Origin of the sequence: Micromonospora luteifusca, assembly GCF_016907275.1 — a bacterium.
Classification (GTDB): domain Bacteria; phylum Actinomycetota; class Actinomycetes; order Mycobacteriales; family Micromonosporaceae; genus Micromonospora; species Micromonospora luteifusca.
In genome coordinates, this window is sequence record NZ_JAFBBP010000001.1 from 5547455 (window position 1) to 5570090 (window position 22636).

General features: G+C 70.0%; 17 protein-coding genes. 15 read left to right on the forward strand and 2 right to left on the reverse strand.

The features are described 5' to 3' along the window. Positions 1–6: 6 nt before the first annotated feature. From JOD64_RS25365 to JOD64_RS25425, 13 genes are all read left to right on the forward strand, one after another. Entirely contained in the window at positions 7–2184 is a 2178-nt protein-coding gene (locus JOD64_RS25365; protein ID WP_204944536.1) for an MMPL family transporter, read from the forward strand. Positions 2185–2342: 158 nt separating this feature from the next. Next, on the forward strand, positions 2343–4046 hold the full coding sequence (locus JOD64_RS25370) for a glycoside hydrolase (protein WP_307813635.1): 1704 nt from the start codon (positions 2343–2345) through the stop codon (positions 4044–4046). 111 nt (positions 4047–4157) lie between these two features. Further along, positions 4158–4988: a phosphatase PAP2 family protein gene (locus tag JOD64_RS25375; RefSeq protein ID WP_204944538.1), complete on the forward strand. Its 831-nt coding sequence runs from the start codon at positions 4158–4160 to the stop codon at positions 4986–4988. Between the two features lie 237 nt (positions 4989–5225). After that, on the forward strand, positions 5226–7145 hold the full coding sequence (locus JOD64_RS25380; protein ID WP_239559646.1) for a hypothetical protein: 1920 nt from the start codon (positions 5226–5228) through the stop codon (positions 7143–7145). A gap of 147 nt (positions 7146–7292) precedes the next feature. After that, entirely contained in the window at positions 7293–8963 is a 1671-nt protein-coding gene (locus JOD64_RS25385) for a lipopolysaccharide biosynthesis protein (protein ID WP_204944539.1), read from the forward strand. Between the two features lie 2 nt (positions 8964–8965). Beyond that, a complete protein-coding gene (locus tag JOD64_RS25390) occupies positions 8966–10315 on the forward strand; it encodes an O-antigen ligase family protein (RefSeq protein WP_372434191.1) in 1350 nt (449 codons plus the stop codon). Further along, positions 10312–11907 (forward strand): lipopolysaccharide biosynthesis protein, encoded by a 1596-nt coding sequence (locus JOD64_RS25395; RefSeq protein ID WP_204944540.1) that lies wholly within the window; start codon positions 10312–10314, stop codon positions 11905–11907. The genes JOD64_RS25390 and JOD64_RS25395 overlap by 4 nt, the downstream gene beginning before the upstream one ends. Before the next feature lie 6 nt (positions 11908–11913). Continuing rightward, positions 11914–12816: a sulfotransferase domain-containing protein gene (locus JOD64_RS25400; protein ID WP_204944541.1), complete on the forward strand. Its 903-nt coding sequence runs from the start codon at positions 11914–11916 to the stop codon at positions 12814–12816. Beyond that, positions 12813–14075 (forward strand): hypothetical protein, encoded by a 1263-nt coding sequence (locus tag JOD64_RS25405; protein ID WP_204944542.1) that lies wholly within the window; start codon positions 12813–12815, stop codon positions 14073–14075. Before JOD64_RS25400 ends, JOD64_RS25405 begins: the two co-directional genes overlap by 4 nt. A gap of 222 nt (positions 14076–14297) precedes the next feature. Further along, positions 14298–14780, forward strand: coding sequence for a UDP-N-acetylglucosamine--LPS N-acetylglucosamine transferase (locus tag JOD64_RS25410; RefSeq protein ID WP_307813638.1), 483 nt, complete (start codon positions 14298–14300; stop codon positions 14778–14780). Between the two features lie 116 nt (positions 14781–14896). After that, entirely contained in the window at positions 14897–15469 is a 573-nt protein-coding gene (locus JOD64_RS25415; protein WP_307813987.1) for a glycosyltransferase, read from the forward strand. Beyond that, complete coding sequence (locus JOD64_RS25420; protein ID WP_372434192.1) at positions 15424–16386, forward strand: glycosyltransferase family 2 protein; 963 nt, start codon at positions 15424–15426, stop codon at positions 16384–16386. The genes JOD64_RS25415 and JOD64_RS25420 overlap by 46 nt, the downstream gene beginning before the upstream one ends. Before the next feature lie 54 nt (positions 16387–16440). Then, positions 16441–17097, forward strand: coding sequence for a class I SAM-dependent methyltransferase (locus JOD64_RS25425; RefSeq protein ID WP_204944545.1), 657 nt, complete (start codon positions 16441–16443; stop codon positions 17095–17097). Positions 17098–17440: 343 nt separating this feature from the next. On the opposite strand, the gene JOD64_RS25430 is transcribed toward JOD64_RS25425, so the two are convergent. Together JOD64_RS25430 and JOD64_RS25435 are read right to left on the reverse strand one after the other, a co-directional pair. After that, positions 17441–18478, reverse strand: a complete 1038-nt coding sequence (locus tag JOD64_RS25430) for a glycosyltransferase family 2 protein (protein WP_204944546.1) — start codon at positions 18476–18478, stop codon at positions 17441–17443. Then, positions 18475–19332 carry a WecB/TagA/CpsF family glycosyltransferase gene (locus JOD64_RS25435; RefSeq protein WP_204944547.1) on the reverse strand — a complete coding sequence of 286 codons (858 nt, stop codon included), beginning with the start codon at positions 19330–19332 and terminating at the stop codon, positions 18475–18477. The genes JOD64_RS25430 and JOD64_RS25435 overlap by 4 nt, the downstream gene beginning before the upstream one ends. A gap of 149 nt (positions 19333–19481) precedes the next feature. Between JOD64_RS25435 and JOD64_RS25440 the strand changes: the two genes are divergently transcribed. Both JOD64_RS25440 and JOD64_RS25445 read left to right on the forward strand, forming a co-directional pair. Further along, complete coding sequence (locus JOD64_RS25440) at positions 19482–20330, forward strand: glycosyltransferase family 2 protein (RefSeq protein ID WP_239561692.1); 849 nt, start codon at positions 19482–19484, stop codon at positions 20328–20330. Positions 20331–20676: 346 nt separating this feature from the next. After that, on the forward strand, positions 20677–22536 hold the full coding sequence (locus JOD64_RS25445) for a DUF4082 domain-containing protein (RefSeq protein ID WP_204944549.1): 1860 nt from the start codon (positions 20677–20679) through the stop codon (positions 22534–22536). Positions 22537–22636 lie beyond the last annotated feature (100 nt).

The window sequence follows — 22636 nt, forward strand, 5'->3', positions numbered from 1 at the left end:
AAGATGATGACAACAGACGACTCCCGTACGAACGGAGCTCTGGCGGGACTGGCCAGGTTCTGTTTCCGGCGCCGTCGCCTGGTCCTCTTGACTTGGATCGTCGGCGTGATCGCCGTGGCGTTCATTGGCTTCGGTAACGGCGCCGCTTCCGACAACGACTTCACTGGCGGAAACTCGGAATCCGCCGAGGCGCAGAAGCTGATCGAGCAGCATTTCCCCGAGCAGCAAGGAGACACGCTGACTCTCGCGATCAAGGCAGAAAAGGGAATCGATGATCCCGCCGCCCGGCAAAAGATCGATAAGGTCGTCGCCGAACTCGCCGGCTCACCTGTTACCGGACCGGTGATTTCGCCCTATCAGGACAAGAACCTGGTGACGGAGGATCGTCGTGTCGCCCGTATGACCATCCCGCTGAGCGACAAGGGCGTGACCAATACCGAGGTCAAGCCCCTGGTGGACATCGTCAAGGTCGCCTCCGATGACAGCGTCACGCTCGGGCTGGGCGGGTACATGGCGGAGAAGGCCGAGACGCCCTCGCAGGGTTCGGCCGAAAGCGTGGGCATCCTGGCAGCAGCAGTGATCTTGTTCATCGCCTTCGGGTCACTGGTGGCCATGGGCTTGCCGATCGTGACCGCCCTCCTGGCCATTGTGGGCGGCCTCGCGTTGATGAAGCTGGTCGGGCACGTGGTTCCCGCGCCGAATTTCGCTTCGATCTTCGGCGCGATGATCGGGCTCGGCGTCGGTATTGACTACGCACTGTTCATCGTGACCCGCTACAAGGACGGCCTGCGGGGCGGTGATGACCCCGAAAGCGCCACGGTCAAGGCCATCACCACTGCCGGTCGCGCGGTGCTGTTCGCCGGTACGACCGTCGTGATCGCGTTGCTGGGCCTGCTCGTGATGGGACAGCGGCTGATGACCGGGGTGGCCGTCGCCACGTCGGTGATCGTGCTGGTGACGATGATCGCCGCGGTGACACTGCTGCCCGCGTTCCTGGGCTTCACCGGATACAAGATCAACTCACTGCGTCTACCCCGTCGCACGTCCCGCCGGAATCAGCCCGCCAGCGCCCCTTTTCAGGAGCGCCACAGCCTCGCCGAGCGTTGGGCCGGAGTGGTGCAGCGCAAGCCGGTGATTGCCGCGATCCTGGCCAGCGTGATCTTGCTGGTCCTGGCGGCACCCACGCTGTCGATGCGGCTGAGTCAGCCCGACGCCAGCGTCCAACCCCGCGACAGGAGCAGCTACATCTCGCACGAGATTCTTTCCGAGGGCTTCGGTCCCGGCTACGGAGCACCCCTGATCTTCGTCACCCAGGTCGACTCCAAGGACGCCGATCTGCGTCCAATCGTCGAGGCGATCAGCAAGACCGAGGGCATCGCCCACGCCACGCCACCTCGGTTCAGCAAGGACGGGCAGGCCGTCACGTTCACTGCCTTCCCCACGACCGGGTATCAGGAGGAGGCAACCGCGAATCTGGTGCACAAACTCCGCGACGACGTGCTGCCCAACGCACCCGGCGGCCAACGGGTCCACGTCGGCGGACCGAACGCCAGCACCATCGACCTCGCCGAGGAGTCTGGCTCGCGCCTGCCCCTGATGATCGCGGTCGTCATCGCGATTTCCATGGTGCTGCTGATCGCGATGGTCCGGTCGGTCACGATCGCCCTGCAGGCCGCCGTCATGAACCTGTTGTCGATCGGTGCCGCCTACGGCGTGATCGTCGCGGTCGTACAGTGGGGATGGCTCGGCCCGGCCCTCGGGTTTCCGACCGCCATGCCGGTCACGACCTGGGTTCCGATGATGATGTTCCCGGTCCTGTTCGGCCTGTCCATGGACTACCAGGTCTTCCTGACCTCACGGGTCCGTGAGGAATACGAGCGAACCGGCGACACCCGCACGGCCGTTGCCCGAGGGTTGGCGCGAACCGCCATGGTCATCACGGCTGCGGCCGCCATCATGATCGCCGTCTTCACCACCTCCCTCCTCGGCCCCGACATCGCGGTCAAGCAGGGGGGCCTCGGCATGGCCGTCGCCGTGCTCATCGACGCCACGATCGTCCGAATGATCCTTGTCCCCGCGGTGATGGAACTATGCGGCAAGGCGAACTGGTGGATGCCCGGACGCTGGGCACCGAAGGCGGCCTCCGCCCCGCAGGCCGCGGTCGGAGTAGAGGTCAGAGTCTGACCCGACTCGAGTCGACAGTGCGGGGAACCCCGGGCGGTTCCCCGCACTGTCGCAGAGCTTTAGCTGACGGTTAAGACGCGCTTACGGGAAACTGTCCTACGTACGACATTGCCTGGTCATCGATACGCTTCTGACCGTTACGGAAGCAGATACAGGGAGTGTCCTTGGCCAGGCATGGACTGCACCGCAGAACTCGGATCCGCAGCGCACGTCGGCGCCGGGCGATCGCCGTCAGCGTTGTCGGCGGTGCGGTGGTCGCCGGCCTCGTGGCGACCATGATGCCGCTGCTGGCCAGCGACGATCTGTCGATCCGGGCGGCGGCCGACACCACCGCGACCGCGGTGTCGCAGGACGGTGACAACGCGGCCAAGTCGACGTTGGCCACCTGCCCGACGCGGTGCGACGGCAATTCGCACGGTGGACGGGAGGCGGTCATCGAGTTCGCCGTGACCACCGTGCCGGCCGCCGCGGTCAACCTTCGGGCGACGCTGCGGGTGCACGCCTGGGAGCAGGTCGCCGCCGTCGTGACGGCGCACGCCTCACCGCTGAGCGCGCGCGAGGCGCGGCCGGCTCTGGCGTCGCCTGGTGACGCGCTGGACAGCGTGTCCGCGGTGTCCGAAGGCTTCAACGAGTGGGACATCTCCAAGCTGGTCACCGGTAACGGCACCTGGACGGTCTCGCTGGCTCAGAGTGGCCTGGAGCGCCGGATCTACTGGGCGTCGGTCGACAACCGCAATCCGGACCTGCGCCCCAGTCTGGTGGTCAGCTACGACATCGGGGCCGCGCCGTCGTCGCCGCCGGTCACCCGGCCGACGGCGAGCGCGTCGCCGACCATCAGCGTCCCGAAGCCCTCGCCGACGGTCGTGCCGACGACCCGGGCGCCCTCCGCCACGGCTGCCCCCACCAACCCGCCCGGCGGGTGCGACTCGGTGTCGGACAAGCTCGTGCCCTCCTGTGGCGCCTGGTGGGGGATGTACTCACCCGCCGGGGCGGCCGGCGGCTGGGACCACGGCAAGGCTGTCACCGATGTGGAGACGCAGGTCGGGCGGCGGTTCGACATCGTGCACCGCTATCACGACTTCTCCAACGCCGGCAGCAATGGTGCGTTCCCCGACGCGTACGAACTGCGGCAGTTGCGTGAGGGCCGGTTGTTGTTCTTCGCCTGGGAGTCCCGCGACTTCTCCGCCGGCACCACCCTCACCTGGGCCGATGTCTACAGCGGCAGGCACGATGCGACCATCGACGCGGTCGCGGGTCGTGTTCGCGCCGTCGGGGTGCCGGTCTTCATGGGTTTCGACCACGAGCCGGAGGACGAGCCGGCCAAGGGCAGCGACGCCGACTTCGTCCGTGCCTGGCGCTACGTCCACGAGCGGTTCGCCACGGCGGGTACGACCAACGCGGTCTGGGTCTGGACGATGATGGGCTGGTCAGGCCACTATTCACGGTACGCCGGCCTGTACCCGGGTGACCGTTACGTCGACTGGGTGGCCTACGACCCGTACAACTTCCACGTCTGCAACGGCAGCACGGTGTGGAGGAGCCCGAGCACGACGGTCGGCGGCTTCTACGACTGGCTGGACGACAGCGGCATCGGGGCCGACAAGCCCCGGATGCTCGCCGAGTTCGGCACCAACTTCGACGCCGCCGACCCGGGCGCCAAACAGCGCTGGTTCCAGGAGTTCCCGGCGGCGCTGAAAGCGCACCCGAAGATCAAGGCCGCCATCTACTTCAACTCGGCCGGCATGACCAGCCGTACGGCAAGTTGCGACATGACGATGAACCACGACGCCTCGGCGGTGGCGGGCTTTGCGCAGGCCGGACAGGACCCGTACCTGCGGCAGCCCACCGGAGGCAGTCGCTGACGATCGCACGGACGGTGGAGGAGGACCGATGGCGCTGACGGATGGCAGGTGGCCGCGTGCCGTGGACGTGGCGGGGCCGGTGGCCGGTCCACCGGACGGCGGTGTCCGGCCGTGGTGCTGATCTACGCTCTGGGGGCAGCGTCGGTGCTGGTGCCGGCCGTCCTGATCCCCGTGGCGGCGACCCGTTGGGTTCCGGCCGCCCAGCAGAGCCGAGCGGCGGACCGACTACGCGTCGCGGTGGCCGGGCTCACCGAGGCACTCGGCCGAAACGGGGCCGCTCTCGTCGTCCTGCTCGCCGGGTCGGCGGCGGTGGTGACGATCTGCTGGCCCCTCGGTGAGGCGCTGTCCAGACTGGAGCCGTCCGTCGATCACCCGGTCTTCGACTACGTGCACGCCCGCCGTGTCGACGGGTGGGCCGACCTCAACTCGTTCGTCACCCAGGTCGGGGACCGGTACCCGCTCAAGTGGGTGACGGTGGTCGCGGCGGTCGCCTTCGTCATCGCCTGGCGGCACCGTCGCTGGTGGATCCCGCTGGTCGCGCTGCCGTTGCAGTTCGTGGTGGAGCAGTACACCCAGCAGATCCTGGCGGTGACCGTGGACCGGGGCCACCCACCCACCGACGTCGGCACCTATCCCTCTGGCGGCTGCGCCCGGGTCATGCTCACGTTCGGCGTCATCGCGGTGCTGGCGGGGCTGACCTGGAACGTCCCGCGACGGGGACGAATCGCCATCGCGACCGCGCTGGCCGTGCTGGTCTCCGTGGAGGGTTACACCCGCATCTATGCCGAGAAGCACTGGCTCACGGACGTGCTCGGTGGCTGGATCTTCGGCACTCTGCTGTTCGGCGTGCTGGTGCTGACGGTGCTCGTCGCCGACGGGCGGGTGCGTCCACCCACCCGGTCCGCGAACGTGGCGCCCGTCGAGGCCACGACCATCGCCTGACCCGTTCCGCGCATCGCCGCCGACCACGGCTCACCCGGGGTGTCTGACACCCGACAGCGAAACGGCCCGCGGCCGTGGCGTTTGTGCCAGCGACCGCCCAATCGGCGGATATCGCCAACGGTGACGGAGGGGGCACGCTACGTGGGTTCTCGTCCAACCTGGAGGCGTAGCGTGCCCAAAGTTTGGCCCTCTCGGCGATCTGCACGATGTCGTATCCGCGCGGCGGCAGTCGGTCTGATGACCGTGGCCGCGGTGTTGACGGTCCCCTCCGCCGCCTCGGCCGCGGTGGTGCCGGCCCCCGAGACGGCGACCCTGGTGTCGACCAACCCCGCCGACGTCACACCGCACGGCCGCGATGGTGAGAGCCGCGCCTTCGCGCAGGTCGGCTCGCGGGTGTACGTGGGGGGCAGCTTCACCCAGATTCGGCAGACCGCCGCCGCGGGGTGGGTCAACCAGAGCTACCTGTTCGCGTACGACAATTTCAGCGGAACCATTTCGACGACGTTCCTGCCGGTCCTCGACGGCCCGGTCAACACCCTGGTCGCCGGCCCGAACGGCACGCTCATCGTCGGCGGTGGGTTCAAGACCGTCAACGGCGTCTCCCGGAAGAACCTGGTGGCGCTGGACCCGACGACCGGGGCGACCATCGACAGCTGGGTCGGTCGTTCCGACGGCGGCATGATCCGGGACATGGTGCTGCGCGGCAACTGGCTCTACGTCGCGGGCGCCTTCAACTGGTTGAACGGTGCCGCGCACTCCGGGCTGGGGCGACTCAACGCCACCACCGGTGCGATCGACCCGACGTTCAACATCAACGCCACGGTCGGACGGCACGGCACCGGCTCGTACGGCTGGACGATCGATGTCACGCCGAACGGGCAGACCATGATCGCCGCCGGCAACTTCACCCTCGTGAACGGACTGTCCCGGAACCAGATGGCGATGATCGATCTTGCGGGCACGCCCACGCTGCTGGATTGGAGCACCGAGAAGTTCGTCGCGCCGTGTGCGGCGCCCGCGACCTTCGTGCACTACGTCCAGGATGTGAAGTTCGGTGCGGACGGCAGTTGGTTCGTCGTCGGCACCAACGGCGGTGCCGGTTGGCCGGCGGCGTACTGCGACGCGCTGATCCGGTTCGAGACCGCCAACCGGGGTGGGGGCCAGCTCGGCACCTGGGTCGACTACACCGGCAACGACACGATCACCTCAGTCGAGGTGGCCGACAACGTCATCTACCTGGGCGGGCACTTCCGCTGGCTGAACAACCCGAACGCCACCGACGCGGCCGGCGACGGCGCGATCGACCGACTCGGTATCGCCGCCGTGACGCCGGCGACCGGCCTGCCGGTGGCCTGGAATCCCGGCCGGCGCGGCAGCGCGTCCATGCCGGACGGCACGAGCACCTGGGGTTCGCAGGTTCCCGTGTTGTGGCGAGGTAGCGACGGGCTCTACTTCGGGCACAACTCCGATGGGATGGGCAGCGAGTACCACGGCCGGCTCGGCATGTTCCCGCTCGATGGTGGCCGCACCGTGGTCCCGAAGAACCCGCCGACCGCGACGACCGGCAACCTCTACCTCGGCACCGGCGAAGGTCAGCTGGCCAAGGCGTCGTTCAACGGCGTGAGTGTCGGCGCCCCCACCACGGTCAGCCAACCCAACTACACAAGTGCCGGTGCGACCTGGCGGGTGAGCGACCGCATCTACTGGGCGCACACCGTGGCCGGTGCCCCCACCGGCAGCCGGATCGACGTCTCGATGTTCAACGGTGGTGCCATCGGCGTTCCCTGGGAGTCGTCGGGGTTCAACGACTGGTTCAACGCCGCGGGCATGACCGGCGCGTTCTATCTCGGCGGCCGGTTGTACTACACCCGCAGCGGTGCCAACGCGCTCTACTATCGCTACTTCGAGATCGACGGCAACTACCTGGGCGCCACCGAGTTCAGCCTGCCGACCACGGGTGTCACCTGGTCGTCGGTGCGCGGCATGGCCTGGGTCGGCGGCCGGATCGTGTACGGCGGTAGCGACGGCACGTTGCGCAGCGTGTCGTTCGATCCCACGGCCGGCCTGGCGGTCAACGGCGCGACCAGCACGGGGATCGCACCGGCGGGCGGGGGGCTGACCTGGTCGACGCCCCGGATCTTCTTCTCCGTGCAGTGACGGTGGCCTCACCGTCAGAGAGAATCGACAGATCACGGTCGGGCCGGCGGCGGACCAGATCGCCGGCCCGAAGCGTCACGAGGGATGTGCCACGCCTGTCGCAGGTGTCGACACGTCCAGGCAACTCACGACAGACGGTGAAGTTTCATGGCTGATGCACCCTCCGGTACCTGGTCCGCCGACGCACTCGGCGGTGGGGGCACGTCGGTCCGGACGGTCACCCTGACGGACCTGCTCCGTGTCCCGCTGCACCGGATCCGGCTGGTGGGGGCGGTCGCCGCCGTCGGCCTCCTCGCCGTCCTCGGGTACGTCGTCCTCATGCCCAGCGCGGTCACCGCGAGCGCCGTGGTGGCGGTACGCCCGGTCGTCACCGACGCGTTCACCCCCAGCGGCGCCGCCGCCGACCGGGCGGTGAACATGAACGTGGAGAGCGGCATCGCCACCGGGACCGAGGTCGTGCAACGGCTCGCCGCCGAGGGTGGGGACCCGCGCGAGGTGCGCGACGCCCTTGAGGTGGAGGTGCCCACCGGCGGGCAGATCCTCCGCTTCTCGTACACCGGTCGCTCGGCCGACGAGGCCGTACGCAACGTCAACCTCGCCGCGCAGACCTACCTCGACGTGCGCCGGACGATGTACGAGAAGCAGCGGGCCGAGATGTTGAAGCGCTACGACGAGAGCATCGTGGAGGTGGACAAGCAGCGGGAGATTCTGCAGCGGCGGATCGTGAGCGCGCGGGATGGTTCGCTGGACGCCGCCATTGCCGAATTGGGCGGCACCAACAGTCAGCTCACCCAGTTGAGGTCGGCGCGGACGGAAATTGCGGCGGTCGACGTCAACCCGGGTTGGATCACGCAGAGCGCGGAAAATGTTCTGGTCTCCTCCGGCCGGCACATCCTGCTCTACGTGCTGGCCGGGCTTCTCGGCGGCACGCTGCTGGGCGTGGTGCTGGCGTTCGCCTGGGAGTCGGCCGACCGCCGGGTCCGATCGGTCCACGACGGACGCGACGTCACCGGCCTGCCGCTGCTCGGCACGGTGCGCGGCGGCCTGACCGCCGGCGGCCTGTTCGGGCGCGGGCTGCTCGGCGGCGGGGGACTCGGTGGCGGCCTGTTCGGTGGCCGGCGGAAGGTGATGGACGCCGACATCCGGTACGTGGCGATGGCGATCGCCGAGCGGGTTCGTGAGCCGGCCCGGGTGGCGTTGCTGACCACGCGTGAGGACCCGACCGCCATCACCGCCTCCCTGGCGGTCGCGCTCGCCGCGCCCGGCCGGGACGTCTACGTCGCCGACGACAGCGGCCGCCTGGAGAGGCTGCGTACCGCGGTGCTGGCGGACCGGGAACACCTGCCCGCAGCGGTCAACTCGGCCCGTCCACTGGTCCCGAAGCCCCGAGGCACCGACGCGGTCAGCGGCAATGGGGCCACCGGCCAGGTCCCCACCCGCCGACCGTCCCCCTACCCGGTCGGCAGTCGTCCATTGAGGGACCCGGACGCCACCCTGACCCTGCCGCGAACGAGTCCGGACGCGACCACGAGCGGCCTGGGTACGGCCGGGACCAACGCGGGTGAGGTGCCCGTGGGCGCCGGCGGAGTGCGTTTCGGCACGTGGCGGCAGCGCGTCACCACCGGGGTGGTGCTCTTCAACGCGCCACCCTCCGAGGCCGACGAGCGTGGCGTCGCGGTGGCCCGCCAGGGCGCCGCAGTCGTCGTGGTCGAACAGGACAGGACCCGCCACAGCGACCTGCGCCGCCTCGTGGAGCGGCTTCGTGCGGCTGGCGTCACCCCCCTGGGTTTCGTGCTCACCGGCCGCGGACGGGGCTGACGGTGCCTGTCACCCTCGCCCTGGCGGCCAGCGAGCCGGAGGGGGAGGGCCCGTCGGCCATCGCGACGCCGCTGCCACCGCGGCTGCCCCGTTGGCCGCTGCTGATCATGTTCGGTCTGGTCCCGCTGTGGTGGTTGGCCGGCGCGTTCTACCTGGTCTGGCCTCTGTGCGGCGCGTTGCTGCTGGCGTTGCTGATCGTCCGGGGGCGGGTGCCGCTGCCTCCGGCCACCGGCGTCTGGCTGCTGTTTCTGGCGCTGGTGCTCCTCAGTGCCACCCAACTACCCTCATCAGTCTCGCTGCTCCCCTTCGGCCTGCGGCTGGGCTACTACGTCACCGCCCTCGTGGTCGGCGGGTACGTGTACGTATATGCCAGGGAGCGAGCCGACCCGGCGGCGGCGCTCGTGCCGATCTGCGCGTTCTGGTTCGGTCTGGTGCTGCTGGGCTGGCTCGGCGTGCTGGCGCCGCGATTCGCGCTGAGCACCCCGATGGAGATGTTGCTGCCCGCCGGCCTGGCCGACCACCCGTACACGCAGGATCTGGTCCACATCAGGGCCGCCGAGTACAGCGAACTGTCGCTCGACCCGATCTTCCGTCCGGCGGCGCCGTTCCCGTACACCAACAACTACGGCAGCGCGTACGCGATGACGTTGCCCTGCGTCGTGGCGTACACCATGTTGCGCCGCCGCGGATTCCTCCGTTGGGCGCTGCTCGTGTCGCTGCCGCTGTCGCTGGCACCGACCTTCCTCACCCTGAACCGGGTCATGTTCGTGAGCCTCGGGGTGGGCCTGGGCGTGCTCGGCGTGCGGGCCGCGCTGCGGGGAAACGTCCGGGTGGGCGCCTCCGTCGTCGGGGTCCTGGTCATCGGCGGGCTCACCGCTCTGTTGATCCCGGTCGGTGAGTTGATCAACAAGCGGGTCCAGTCGAGCGACACGAACACCGACCGACTCTCCCTCTACGTCGAGGTCATCCGCCGTATCGGGGATTCGCCGTGGCTCGGTTACGGCGCGCCCGTCACCGTGGACACGGTCACGGCGCAGGTGCCCGTCGGCACCCAGGGGCAGCTCTGGATGGTGATGTTCAGCCACGGCATACCGGCGTTGCTCTGCTTCCTCGCCTGGTTCGTGATCGTCGTGCTGAAAAGCGCGCGGGCCCGCTCGGCACCCGGGCAGTGGCTGGCGGTGGTCCCGGTGATCTGTCTGGTGCAGATCCCGTTCTACGGCATGGCCGACCCCACCATCACGATCGCCTTCTTCGGGGTCGCCGTCGCGATGGCGCTCGCCGAGCGGGAAGCCGGCCCTCGGCACCCCGACCGGGCGCACCCCGCTCGCCTGCGAAGGGCCGTTGCGGGATGACGGTCGGCACCCACTCGGCCGTCTGCCCCGGTCCCGACGAGCCTCCCGTCGACGCCACGACCGCGGCGCGGCGCGGCGTCCGTACGGGGCTCGCCGGTCTCGCCGGAGCCGCCGCCAACGGTCTCTTCGGCTTTCTGCTGGTGGTCGTCATCACCCGCGGCTACGGCACGGTCGGCTCGGGGGCGTTCTTCACCGCTGTCGGCATCGTCACGGTCACCGCCGCTGTGTGCGCCCTGGGTGCTGAGACCGCCCTGATCTGGATGCTGCCTCGCCGACGCCTCGGCATGCGGGGCGATGCCGCCCGGGTGCTTCCGGTGGCCCTGCTGCCGCCGCTCGTGGCCGCGGTCGTCGTCGGCCTCCTCGGGGTTTTCGCTGCGGGTGCGCTCGGGCCCCGACTGTTGGACGCGGGCGATGGCGGTACGTCCCTGATCGCGGCCAGCTTCGCGGCGGTGCCGCTGGTGGTGGCGATGACACTCCTGCTCGCCGTGGTGCGCTGCGTCCGACCGATTCTGGCGTACGTCGGCGTGCAGTCCGTCCTCGTGCCGGTCGCCCGACCGGTGCTGGTCGGGGTGGCGGCCGTTGCCGGCGGGGGAGTGCTGGTCGGTCTGACCGGTTGGCTGCTCCCGGCGGCGTTCGCCGTTCTGGTCTGCCTGGCATTGGTGGTGGGTCCGCTCGGCGTCGGCCGGGGTGCGGCCCTGCGACCCGAGCGGGCCGACTGGTCGGCGTTCTGGAGGTTCGCGCTGCCCCGCGCCGCGTCCGCCGCGATCGACGCCAGCGCCGTGTGGGTGGGCGTCCTGCTCACCTCGGTGCTTGCCGGGCAGGCCGACGCTGGCGTCTTCGGCGCGGTCGGTCGCTACATCCTGGCCGGACAGTTGGCCATGCAGGGGCTGCGGGTCGCGGTGTCGCCGCAGTTGTCGCGGCTGCTGGGGCGCGGCGAGCGGGCCGCCGCCGCGGCGGTGCACCGGCAACTGACCAGCTGGGCGGTGGTGCTGTCGTGGCCGGTCTACCTGCTGCTTGCGGTGTTCGGGCTGGGGTTCCTTGAGCTCTTCGGGCCCGAGTTCACCTCCGGCGCCACCGCCGTGACCGTGCTCGCCCTGGCCATGCTTGTCAACACCGGTGTGGGAAACGTGCAGAGCCTGCTGCTGATGGGCGGTCGCAGCGGCCTGCACCTGACCGCGACGGTGATCGGGCTGCTGGTCACCGTCTCCCTCGGCCTGTGGCTGATCCCGGGGCACGGTGTGACCGGCGCGGCCGTCGCCTGGGCGGCCGGCATCGTCACCGAGAACCTGAGCGCGTTCGGCTGCGCCCGGGCGGTGCTGGGGCAGCCGCTGGTCGACGTGGCGCTGCTGCGCGCGGCGGCTGGGGTGGTCGTCGGGGTGGGAGCGGCGGCCCTGGCCGGCGTGCTCGCGGGCGGCCGGGGGATCCCGGGCCTGGTGGTGGCGTTGAGCGTGCTGGCTGCCGGCTGCGTCGGCTTGTCGACGATGTCCGACGTGCGGCGGTTCATCCGGGTGACGATGAGGCAACTCCGTGGCGAGATCGAGGCGGAATCGGCAGCAGCCGGTGCCACCTCCGCGTCGCCGAAGGGCAGGTGAGGAGCGGTGTCGTCCATCCGCGACCGGGTGAAGCAGATCGTGCCGAGCCAGGTGACCAACCGGGTGAAGGACTCCCTGGTCGGTTACGGCGTACGCACCAGCGGTCGGCGGCCGTTGCCGGACTTTCTCATCATCGGCACCAAGCGGGGCGGCACCACCTCACTGTGGAACTACCTGATCCAGCACCCGCTGGTGCCGCGCCTCTTTCCCGCCTGGAACACCAAGGCCTCGCACTACTTCGAGCAGAACTGGCACCGGGGCGAGGCCTGGTACCGCTCGCACTTCCCGACGTCGCGGCAGCGGGCGACGTTGCAGCGCCGGCACGGTGGCCCGGTACGGGTGGGTGAGGCCGCTCCGCTCTACATGTTCCACCCCCTCGCCGCGCAGCGGGTCGCCGCGCTGATGCCCACGGTGCGGCTGATCGTGCTGCTGCGGGACCCGGTGGAGCGGGCGTACTCGCACTGGAAGGAGCGGTGGACGCACGGCGTCGAGCCGCTGGACTTCGCCGACGCGCTGGCCGCCGAGGAGGAGCGGACGGCGGGGGAGCGGGAGCGACTGATCGTCGAGCCGGAGGCCTTCAGCGAGCCCTACGACTGGTACACCTACCGTGCTCGGGGGCGCTACCTGGAGCACCTGGAGCCGTGGCTGGACCGGTTCGACCGCGAGCAGATCCTGTTCCTCCCCAGCGAGGACCTCTACCGCGACACCCGTGGCACCTACCGCAGGACGGTGGACTTCCTGGGGTTGCCCGCGCACGACCTGCCCGCCTTCAAGGTCTACAACGATCGCCGCTCGGCGCCACTGGATCCGCGGGTTCGAGCGGAGCTGACCGAGTACTACCGACCGCACAACGAGGCCCTACGGCAGCGGCTGGGGTTGGACCTCGACCGGCCGGAGCGGACGCCATGACGGCCGGGGTCGCCGTCTCCAGTGATCCTCGTTCTCGTGCCGACGGACTGGGCTGGGTCACCCGGGCGGTGTTCGGCGACGAGCGCATCGCACTCACCGTGAACGGTCCACCGCCGCCCGGGCACCGCGCCGCCGCCCGGTACGCGATCGTCCCGTCGCTAACTCGGGCACGGTTCCTGCTGCCGCTCGGCGCGCCAAGCGCCACGGCTGCCTCGCTGCTGGCGTACAACGCGTTGCGCCCGTGGAAAGTGCGGGCGGTGCGGGCCGCGCTGGGTGTGCTGGCCCGGGTCGGCGCGATGGACCTGGTGCCGTTCCCCCGGCTCACCGTGTCGCTACCCGACGAGGTCGCGGCCGACGAGGTGCTGCTGGCCGGGCAGTTGGGCACCGCGCTCGGCGGGCCCGTGGTCTACGCGGCCTGCGGGGTTCGCCCGCCGGATTCGAACCACAAGCCGACGCTGCAACTGTTCGCGCCCGACGGTCGCGCCCTCGGGTACGCGAAGATCGGCTGGAACGGTGCCACCCGGGCACTGGTGACGGCCGAGGCGGCGGCCCTGCGCGAGCTGGCTGCGGCGACCCGAACGCCGGACCACCCGGCGACACCCCGGCTTCTCGCCGAGACGGCCGCCAGCGGGCAGACGGTCGCGCTTGTCGAACCGCTGCCGCCGGCCGTGCGGGGGGTGGCGGCCGGCGCACCCCCGCGAATCGCCGCGTTGTTGGCGGTCGCCCGCCGGGGCAGCCCTCCGGAGCCACCGCGACCGCTGGCCGGGTCGCCGTTCCTGCTCCGGCTCACCGTCGAGGCGGAGCGCGCCGCGGCCGGCGCACCGGTTGGCGCTCGGGCGGTCGCCGCCGTCGCCGCGTTGGCGCGCCGGCACGGTGGCACCGCCGTTGAGTTCGGGCACTGGCACGGCGACTGGGTGCCCTGGAACCTGGGCGTGCACGCCGGCCGCCTGGTGGCCTGGGACTGGGAGCACAGTGGGCCGGGCGTTCCGCTCGGCTTCGATCTGGCCCACGACGCGTTCCAGCGGGCCCTGGTTTTCCGGGGCGCGCCAGCCGCCGCCGCGGCCCTGGCCGTCGACGCCCACCTTGACCGGTACGGCGCGGAGCTGGGGCTTGGGCCGGCGGCCCGAGGTTTGGTGGCGGACGCCTACCTGCTGGAGATGTGGCTGCGCGTCTGGCGGCTCGCCGATGCCGGCGCGGGCTGGAACGTCGCGCTGCACCCCGCCCTGCTGGACGTCATCGAGAAACGAACCAGCGACTGATCCTTCGAGGTCGGTAAATGTCCTGATCCATCATCGACTTCGACGATGAGAAAGAAATTCCACGCCATGGTGATCATTGATGTGGGTGATCGTGTCCGTCTGCCCGGTGCTCCCACCTGCGGATCCATATGTCCGTCGATCGCTCTGTTCACCGACTGGGGACGTGTGATCTGCTGGTGCATGGCTGCCACCGAAAATCCAAGCGCACGTGTGGGGAGTCGCGTGGACACGACAATCGAGAATGCCAACGATCCCGGGGTTTTGCTCCTGGTGGGCTCCAGTGGCGGGCACCTGGCCCAACTGCTCGCGCTGCGTCCGTGGTACGAAAGCTGGCGGCGTTGCTGGATCACCTTCGACACACCCGAGGCGGTCTCGCAGCTCGTCGGCGAGGACGTCGTCCCGGCGCACCATCCGACCACCCGCAACGTGCCGAACCTGCTGCGCAACACCGTCCTCGCCTGGCGGGTGCTGCGGTCGCGTCGGGTCGCCGCGGTGGTTACCACCGGGGCCGGAGTGGCCGTCCCGTTCGTGCTGCTGGCCCGGCTCTGGCGCGTCCCCACCGTCTACATCGAGGTGTACGACCGCATCGACACCGCGACCGTGACGGCCCGGCTGTGTCGGCCGTTCCTCTCCGCGATGCTGGTGCAGTGGGATGAGCAGCGGCGGCAGTACCCGGAGGCCACCGTCGTGGGGACCCTGTTGTGAGCGCCGAGAACATCGGCAACGTCCCCGCGCACCGGGTCGCCGCGGGTCGACCCCGCCCGGCACCCAGCACCGGGTCGTTCCGACCGCGCCACTCCGGTGATCTCGCCCGGGCCCGGGTGCTGGTCGCCGTCGGCACCGACACGCACCCCTTCGACCGCCTGATCCGCTGGCTGGAGGAGTGGCACCACGGTGTGGACGAGGACGTCGGGCTGACCGTCCAGCACGGGCACACCCGCGCACCCGCGGTCCCCGGGGCGGTGACCTTCCTCGGCCACGGCGAACTCCAGGCCGCGATGGCCGAGGCCGACCTGGTGGTCTGCCACGCCGGGCCCGCCACCATTCTGGAGGCCCGTAGGCAGGGTCATCTGCCGATCGTCACCCCCCGGGACCCGGCCCGAGGCGAGCACGTCGACGACCACCAGTTGCTCTTCGCCCGTCGCCTGGGCGCAGCCGGCATGGTGGCGCTGGCCGAGACCCGCGAGGCGGTGATCGGGGCGCTCACCGAGGGGCTCGCCGATCCGTTCCGGTTCACCGTCGCGGCCGACCCGGTTGCGGCCACGACACGCCGGGCGGCGGTCGAGCAGGTCGGGCGAATCGTGGAGGAGTTGGTGGTCGCGTCGGCCAGACGGCGGCAGGGCGCGAGATGGTGGTCGTGGCTTCTACCGGACCGGCACGGGGAGCGGCGATGACCGGACACCCGAGCGTGAGCACGGTCGTGCCCACCCGCGACCGTCCGGAGCTGCTCCGAGCCGCGGTGCGCGCCATCCTCGACCAGGACTATCCCGGCCCCGTCGAGGTGGTGGTGGTCCACGACCAGTCGGAACCGGATCAGTCGCTGACGCAGCTGTCTCGCCTGGACCGCCAGGTCCGAGTGATCCCCAACCAGCGGACCCCGGGCCTGGCGGGTGCGCGCAACTCCGGGACCCTCGCCGCCGTCGGGGAGTTCGTCGCGTTCTGCGACGACGACGACGAGTGGCTGCCCGGCAAGCTGCGGGCCCAGATCGACGCGCTCGCCGCTGCCCCCGACGCACAGTTGATCAGCTGTGGCATCCGGGTCAGCTACGACGGAAAGACCGTCGACCGGGTGCTGGCCAGCGATTCGGTCACCCTCGCCGACCTGCTGCGGGACCGGATGACCGAGCTGCACCCGTCGACGTTCCTGATCCGCGCCGCCGCGCTGCGCGCCGGGTTCGGACTGGTCGACGAGGAGATCCCCGGCAGCTACGCGGAGGACTACGAGTTTCTGCTCCGCGCGGCGCGCAGCGCGCCGCTGGTCAACCTGTGCACGCCGTACGTGCTGGTGCGCTGGCACCGACGGTCCTACTTCGCGCAGCGCTGGGACACCATCTCCGAGGCGTTGCAGTGGCTCCTGGAGCGCTACCCCGAGTTCGGGACCCAACCAGCCGGCGCGGCGCGGGTCTCGGGGCAGATCGCCTTCGCCCGCGCCGCTTGCGGCGACCGGCGGGCGGCCATGCGCTGGGCTCGGCACGCCCTCCGACGCAACCCGCGCGAGCCGCGGGCGTACCTCGCTCTCGCGGTGGCCGGGAGGGTGCTCCGCGCCGACACGGTGCTGCGCACGCTGCACCGCCGTGGCCGGGGCATCTGACCGAGGCAACTCCTGCGTCATCGACGTCATCAGCAGACCGGAGGACACGCACCCATGGGGCTCCACGCGCTCAGGTTCCGTCTCGTCGACTCACCGACCTCACTGGGTGCGAAACGGCGGGCGCTGCGCGCGGCCTGGCTGTCGGACACTTTCCCGAGCCTGGCCGACATGACCGTCCTCGACCTGGGTGGCCGGGTGGAGAGTTGGGCGCACGTCCCTGTCCGGCCGGCACACGTCCACGTGGTCAACCTGGAGGCGCTGCCCGCGGATCTGCCCGACTGGGCCGAGGCGGACCAGGCCGATGCCTGCGAGCTGCCCAGGAGCATCCTCCGCCGCGACTATGACCTCGTCTTCAGCAACAGCGTGCTGGAGCACGTGGGTGGCCACGAGCGTCGTCGCCGGATGGCGGAGGCGGTCCGCGGGTTGGGGCGCGCGTACTGGGTGCAGACGCCGTACCGCTACTTCCCGGTCGAGCCACACTGGGTGGCACCGGGAATGCAGTTCCTGCCGCTGTCGGCGCGGGTGGTGATGGCGCGCAGGTGGCCCCTCGCCTATTCCCCCGGCAAGTCCTACGAGGCGGCCATGAGGCAGGTCCTGACGACCGAGTTGATCGGTCGCGCCGAACTCCGGTACCTGTTTCCGGACGCCATCATCCGCAACGAGCGTCTGCTGGGCCTGACAAAGTCGATCATCGCGATCCGACCCCACTGAGCGACCATCGCCGGGTCGCCAGCATAGCGGCGAAGAGGCGTGCAACCGGCATTATGCGGGTTGCCTTTTTCGCTGTCGAACGCGTCGCCGGCCGCTTTAGCGTCACCTGTGTCGAGCCGCTCCCGGTGGTCGGCGCCCCGTCCATTGTCGGCAATGCGACTCTAGATCGAATCGCCGGATATCAGGCTGGCGGAGTGGGCCCCGGTCGAGCATTCTCAAGCGCAGGAAATCTCGCAGGAGGGCTGTCATCGTCGTTTCGGAGCGGGCTGGCGGAGTCGCCGCTGTCATCCGAAAGGGACGCCACGGGCGTTAGCGACAGGTTTGCTCTGGAAGTGCGAGACGGTCAGCCGAATGGCGTGCGACTTGCTGCGTCGGCGCGGTCTGCCGGCGGAGGTGACCCCGTCGGCCGTGGCGCCACCTTGGAAGGATCCTGCGGCGGCCGGGGCTCGTTGATCTGCGGCCAGCCGGCCGACCAGACCTGGCGTTGCCGCCAGACCGAGACCCAGTCGACGCCACGGGACCGTTTCGAGGTGAGCAGGGCCGTGCCGACGGCCCGCAGCCCGACACCGGCGGCCAGCAGGCCGATGCCGAGCCGGGCCCGTGACGCTGACCAGTGACGGCGGACGTAGGTGGCCTTGCCCCGGAGGATCTTCACCCGCTGCCCCTCCGAACTCGACGAGGCGCCACCGACATGGATCACGGCGACGTCCGGGTTGAGGATCGGCCGAGCGCCGAGGGCGGCGGCCCGAGCCGCCAGGTCGATGTCGTCGCTGTACAGGAAGAACTGCGGGTCGAAGCCGCCAAGCTGGCAGAACAGGTCACGCTCGATGAGCATGAGGCAGCCGGAGACCGCCGGTACTTCACGCACCGACTGCCGGTCGTACCGGGGCAGGCCCTCGGGATTGGCCCACTGGTAGCGGGAAAAGACTGTCGACAGGCCGGTGGCGAAGGTGAAGTGGCTCCACAGGCTCGGCAGTCCCCAGCAGGAATACCCGTCGTCCGTGGCGTTGGCGTGCAACGTCCGCCCGGTATAGACGCGGTGCCCGGGCTGGCGTCGAGCGAACGTGAGGAGGTCGGTGACCGGGTGGCCGACCGGAACGGTGTCCGGATTGAGCAGCAGGAGATAGTCCCCGTCGCTGGCGACCGCGCCCCGGTTGACGCCACGGCCCCAGCCCACGTTCTCAGCCAGTCGGATCAGCCGGACCTCGGGGAAGCGCTCCGCGATCGCGTTGGCGGAGTCGTCGAGCGAGGCGTTGTCGACGACGGTGATGTCGAACCGGACGTCCGGAGTGCGGCTGTCGGTGAGTTCCCGCAGGCAGCGGAGGGTCAGGTCGCGCGTGTTGTACGAGACGATGACGACCGAGACGTCGGGCCGGCTCAATGCGGCCCCCCGGCCTGGACCGGCGCGTCTGGCGCAGCCGAGACCCGGTCCACGGGGGGTTCCGGGCGCAGCCGCAGCCGTTGGCGGGCGCTCATCGCCAGCAGTTCCAGCGCGAACGGAAGATCGTGTATGAGGTACCGGCGCATCAACCGTGCGGGCTCGCTGGCCAGGCGATGCGCCCACTCCAGCCCAGACAGTTGCATCCACTGCGGAGCCCGCCGGTGCGCGCCTGCGACGAAGCCGATGGCCGCCCCGCAGCCCATGAACCAGGCACGGGGCAACAGGGGACGGAGCCGGGCGATCACGCGTTCCTGTTTGGGGAAGCCGAGCCCGACGAACACCAGGTCCGGCTGGGCCGCGGCCACGGTGGCGCAGACCGCCTCGAGCTGGTCCGGGTGGGTGTCGAAGCCGAACGGCGGGCTGAGGTGGCCGGCGATCCGCAGTCGCGGGATGCGGGACCGCATGATCTGGCCCGCGCGGCTCGGGGTGTTCGGTGCGCCGCCCATCAGATAGACCGAGCGGTCCTGCTCGGCCAGCGCGGCCGACAGGCTCCAGATCAGGTCCGAGCCCGGGACCCGGGCCGGCAGTGGACGTCCGGCAATGTGGCTGGCCCAGACCAGGGGTTTGCCGTCGGCCACGACAAGGCTCGCTGATTCGACGTGCGCCCGTGATTCCCGATCTCGACGAGTAAGTCGAAGGATGTCCACATTGGGGGTGACGATCTGTCCGCCCCGTCCTGCGGCAAGTTCGGTGACGACATGCCGAATCACGTCTTTCTCCTGCAGCGGGTCGAACTCGACCCCGTAGACGTTGACCCGGCTTCCGACACGAGAACCGTGCACATAGGAGGGCATGGGAAAGTAATCTACCGACGCTGTGCGCACAGGCAAGGCATCAAACGGGCAGCATCTGTGGGCTTCCGCGGGAGACGGCACTGACCATTCGACCGGTTGTTGATCCGCCCCCCGACTGGCAGCATCGATGCGTGCAAATCAGTGTCATCATGCCCGCGTTCAATGAAGCGGCCGGGATCGGTGGTGTCCTTCGACGCCTGCTCGAATCTCCGCAATTCGGCGCGGATATGGAGGTCGTCGTCGCCGCAAACGGATGTACCGACGGCACTGCCGAAGTCGCTCGTTCTTTTGGCGTACACGTTCTGGAAATTTCGACGCCGTCCAAATCCGCCGCGATGAACGCCGCTGACCAGGCATCGAACGGCGACGTTCGAATTTACGTGGACGCTGATGTGCCCGTCACGGCCGACGTGTTACGCCAGCTCGCCGCCGCCGTCAGCCGGCCCGGGATCGTCGCGGCGGTGCCACGGCCAGTGATCGACACCTCGGGAAGCGCCTGGCCCGTCCGCGCCTACTACGCGATGAACGCCCGACTGCCGGTGTTTCGCAACCGCCTCTTCGGGCGCGGGATCATCGCGCTCTCCGCCGAGGCGAGGGCCCGCTTCGATCGGATTCCCGAGATCACGGCCGACGACATGTTCCTCGACGCGGTGGTCGGCGCGGACGAGAAGGTGGAGATCGAGGCGGTGGTACGCGTACGCGCGCCGCAGCGCACGGGCGATCTCATCCGCCGGGTGGCCCGTGCGCGGGAGGGCAACGCCGAGTTCTGGCGCTTCGTCCGGTCCGCCCCGCCGGAGTACGGCCTCCCGGTCGACCCGGTGCCCGGCCCGAGCTCCTGGTCCTGGCTGCGGCACGTGCTGCTCCGGTCGCCCCGGTTGCTGCCGGCGGCGGCCTGCTACGTCGCGATCATCCTGCTGGCGGAGGCGAAGCGGCGCTCTCCAGGGTGGAGCGTGCGCGCCGGTTGGGGACGGGGGGAGCGTCCCGAGCTCGGGCGGTAGTCCTCGGCGGCTGAATATCGCTTTTGCCGGATCAACGACCGGAAGGGCATTCCGGGCGATTGGGGTGCCTATTCTCAAGTCACCATTAAGTCTCTCGGAGGGCCGTACCCGACCGGCTGCTGCTCCTCGTTAGCCCGGGCAGCGGCGGCTGGCCGGAACAGCAGTAGCTGTCCGCGTCAGAAATCGCACTGGGGGGGCGTGTCCATCTCGACCAAACGGGGTGGCGGCGATAAGAGATCCAACCCGAAAGGTGCCAAATCTCGTGGAAAGCCAACATCCTCCCGTTCCTCCGGCCCCCCGCCCGCCTGTCTCGCCGCCATCGGGGCGCCGCCCACGTCGTGGGCGCTTGACCTTCACCATCGCCGCTGCCCTGACCGTCCTGGTCTCGGCAACGGTCATCGCCGCCGACGCCGCGACCAGCCGATCCGGAACCTTCTCCTTCTTCGCCGGAGCGGACGTCTCCGGCGTGCCGACCGATCCCGACACCCAGCCCGTCGAGCTCGGCCTGCGCTTCACCTCGAGCAGCAACGGGACGCTGGCGGCCGTCCGGATCCTCAAGGCGAACGGTTCCGGAAACTCGCACCCGGTCAACGTCTGGTCCGCGAGGGGCCAGAAGCTCGCCACCGCGACCTCGACCGCGGAGTCGCCCTCAGGCTGGCAGGAGGTGAAGCTCCCGACGCCGGTCCGGATCGACGCCGGCCAGGTGTACGTCGTCTCGTACCACACGACTCGGTACCGGGCGACGCAGAACTTCTTCACTCGGACGGTGACATCCGGCCCACTGAGCACGTCGGGCGTCGCGGGTGTCTACGCGTACGGCGCCGGTGGCTTCCCCACGTCGACCTACAAGGCCAGCAACTACTGGGTCGATGTCGTCTTCGCTCCCGCCGTGGGTGGATCGCCCACCCCGACCGCCTCGGTCCGTCCGAGCACCTCGCCGACCCCGACCCCGTCGGTGCCCCCGTCGCCGACGCGCACCCCGACGCCCAGCCCGGCGCCGACCACCACGGCCAGTCCGCTGGCCCTGCCCCGTGTTGCCTGGGAGGGCGGCCCCGCCTACTACGGGGCGTTCCCGGTCGCCCGGGGAGCGGGCTGGACCAACCCGGCCTTCTTCCCGATCGGAGTGTGGCAGGAGAGCGTGATCGAGGCGCGGGACACCGCCCTGGACAAGAGCGCGGGCATCAACACGTACGTGGCGCCGACCGACAACAGCAACCTACGGCTCATCGAGAGCGCCGGGATGAGCGTGATCGGGGGCAACAGCGGGCAGGTCGGGCCGTCGACCGTCGCCTGGTCACTGTCCGACGAGGTTGACATGTGGGGCGGTCCGGGCAGCTCCGCCTGGACCGGCAACCATCCCGGGCAGGGACCGGTCTGCCAACCCGCCAACAGCCGCTGTGGATACACGATCCAGGAAGCGATGCTCAAGCGGTTCCCTGCCGACGGGCGGCTGCGGTACGCCAACTATGGCAAGGGCGTCATGTTCTGGGAGACCGACGCCGAGGCGGGTCGCTTCGTCAACAGCTACACCAACGTGGTCTCCAACGACATCTACTGGTACACCGACCCCGGCGTCTGCGAGTCCCCGTCGGAGGGGCCCGGCATTGGCGTCCGGCCGGAAAACTGCCGACGCGCCGCGAACTACGGCCGGACCATGGAGCGGATGCGTCACCTCGACGGGGCCGACGGCAAGCGTCAGCCGATCTTCGCCTTCGTCGAGGTGGGGCACCCGTTCACCGAGAACGAGGCACCGACCATCACTGGTGACCAGATCGCCGGCGCGGTGATGAACTCGCTGATCCACGAGGCGCGGGGCGTCCAGTACTTCAATCACAACTTCGGTGGGTCCTGCCTCTCCCAGCATGTGCTGCGCGATCGGTGTGGCGCCGCGGTCCGACCGGCGGTGACCGAGTTGAACCGGCGGGTGAGTTCCCTGGCGCCCGTGCTGAACACCCAGTCGTACGAGTGGCGGTTCAACCCGAACCTCGACACGATGCTCAAGGCGTACGGCAACTCGTACTACGTCTTCGCCATGCCGGGCCGGACCGGCGGGACCGGCGCCCAGACGCTGACGCTCCCGCCCGGCATGAAGGGGGCGCGGGCCGAGGTGTTGTTCGAGAACCGAACGGTGCCGATCAGCGGCGGCGCGTTGCAGGATTCGTTCGCCCGGGAGTCCGCGTACCACATCTACAAGATCACACCGTGATGCCCTGAGGTACCCACCCGGATTCCGGCCCCACGCTGGTGGGGCCGGAATCCGGCCGTCGGGGGAGCGGTGCGGGCCGTGTGGTGCGGCCACCGGCGAG

Bases quoted from the DNA above. Each gene is read 5' to 3' on its own strand.
- JOD64_RS25405 (WP_204944542.1), top strand. From the start codon at position 12,813: ATGACGGCCGGGGTCGCCGTCTCCAGTGATCCTCGTTCTCGTGCCGAC.
- JOD64_RS25385 (WP_204944539.1), top strand. From the start codon at position 7,293: ATGGCTGATGCACCCTCCGGTACCTGGTCCGCCGACGCACTCGGCGGT.
- JOD64_RS25380 (WP_239559646.1), top strand. From the start codon at position 5,226: ATGACCGTGGCCGCGGTGTTGACGGTCCCCTCCGCCGCCTCGGCCGCG.
- JOD64_RS25395 (WP_204944540.1), top strand. From the start codon at position 10,312: ATGACGGTCGGCACCCACTCGGCCGTCTGCCCCGGTCCCGACGAGCCT.
- JOD64_RS25435 (WP_204944547.1), bottom strand. From the start codon at position 19,332: ATGCCCTCCTATGTGCACGGTTCTCGTGTCGGAAGCCGGGTCAACGTC.
- JOD64_RS25420 (WP_372434192.1), top strand. From the start codon at position 15,424: ATGGTGGTCGTGGCTTCTACCGGACCGGCACGGGGAGCGGCGATGACC.
- JOD64_RS25440 (WP_239561692.1), top strand. From the start codon at position 19,482: ATGCCCGCGTTCAATGAAGCGGCCGGGATCGGTGGTGTCCTTCGACGC.
- JOD64_RS25425 (WP_204944545.1), top strand. From the start codon at position 16,441: ATGGGGCTCCACGCGCTCAGGTTCCGTCTCGTCGACTCACCGACCTCA.
- JOD64_RS25365 (WP_204944536.1), top strand. From the start codon at position 7: ATGACAACAGACGACTCCCGTACGAACGGAGCTCTGGCGGGACTGGCC.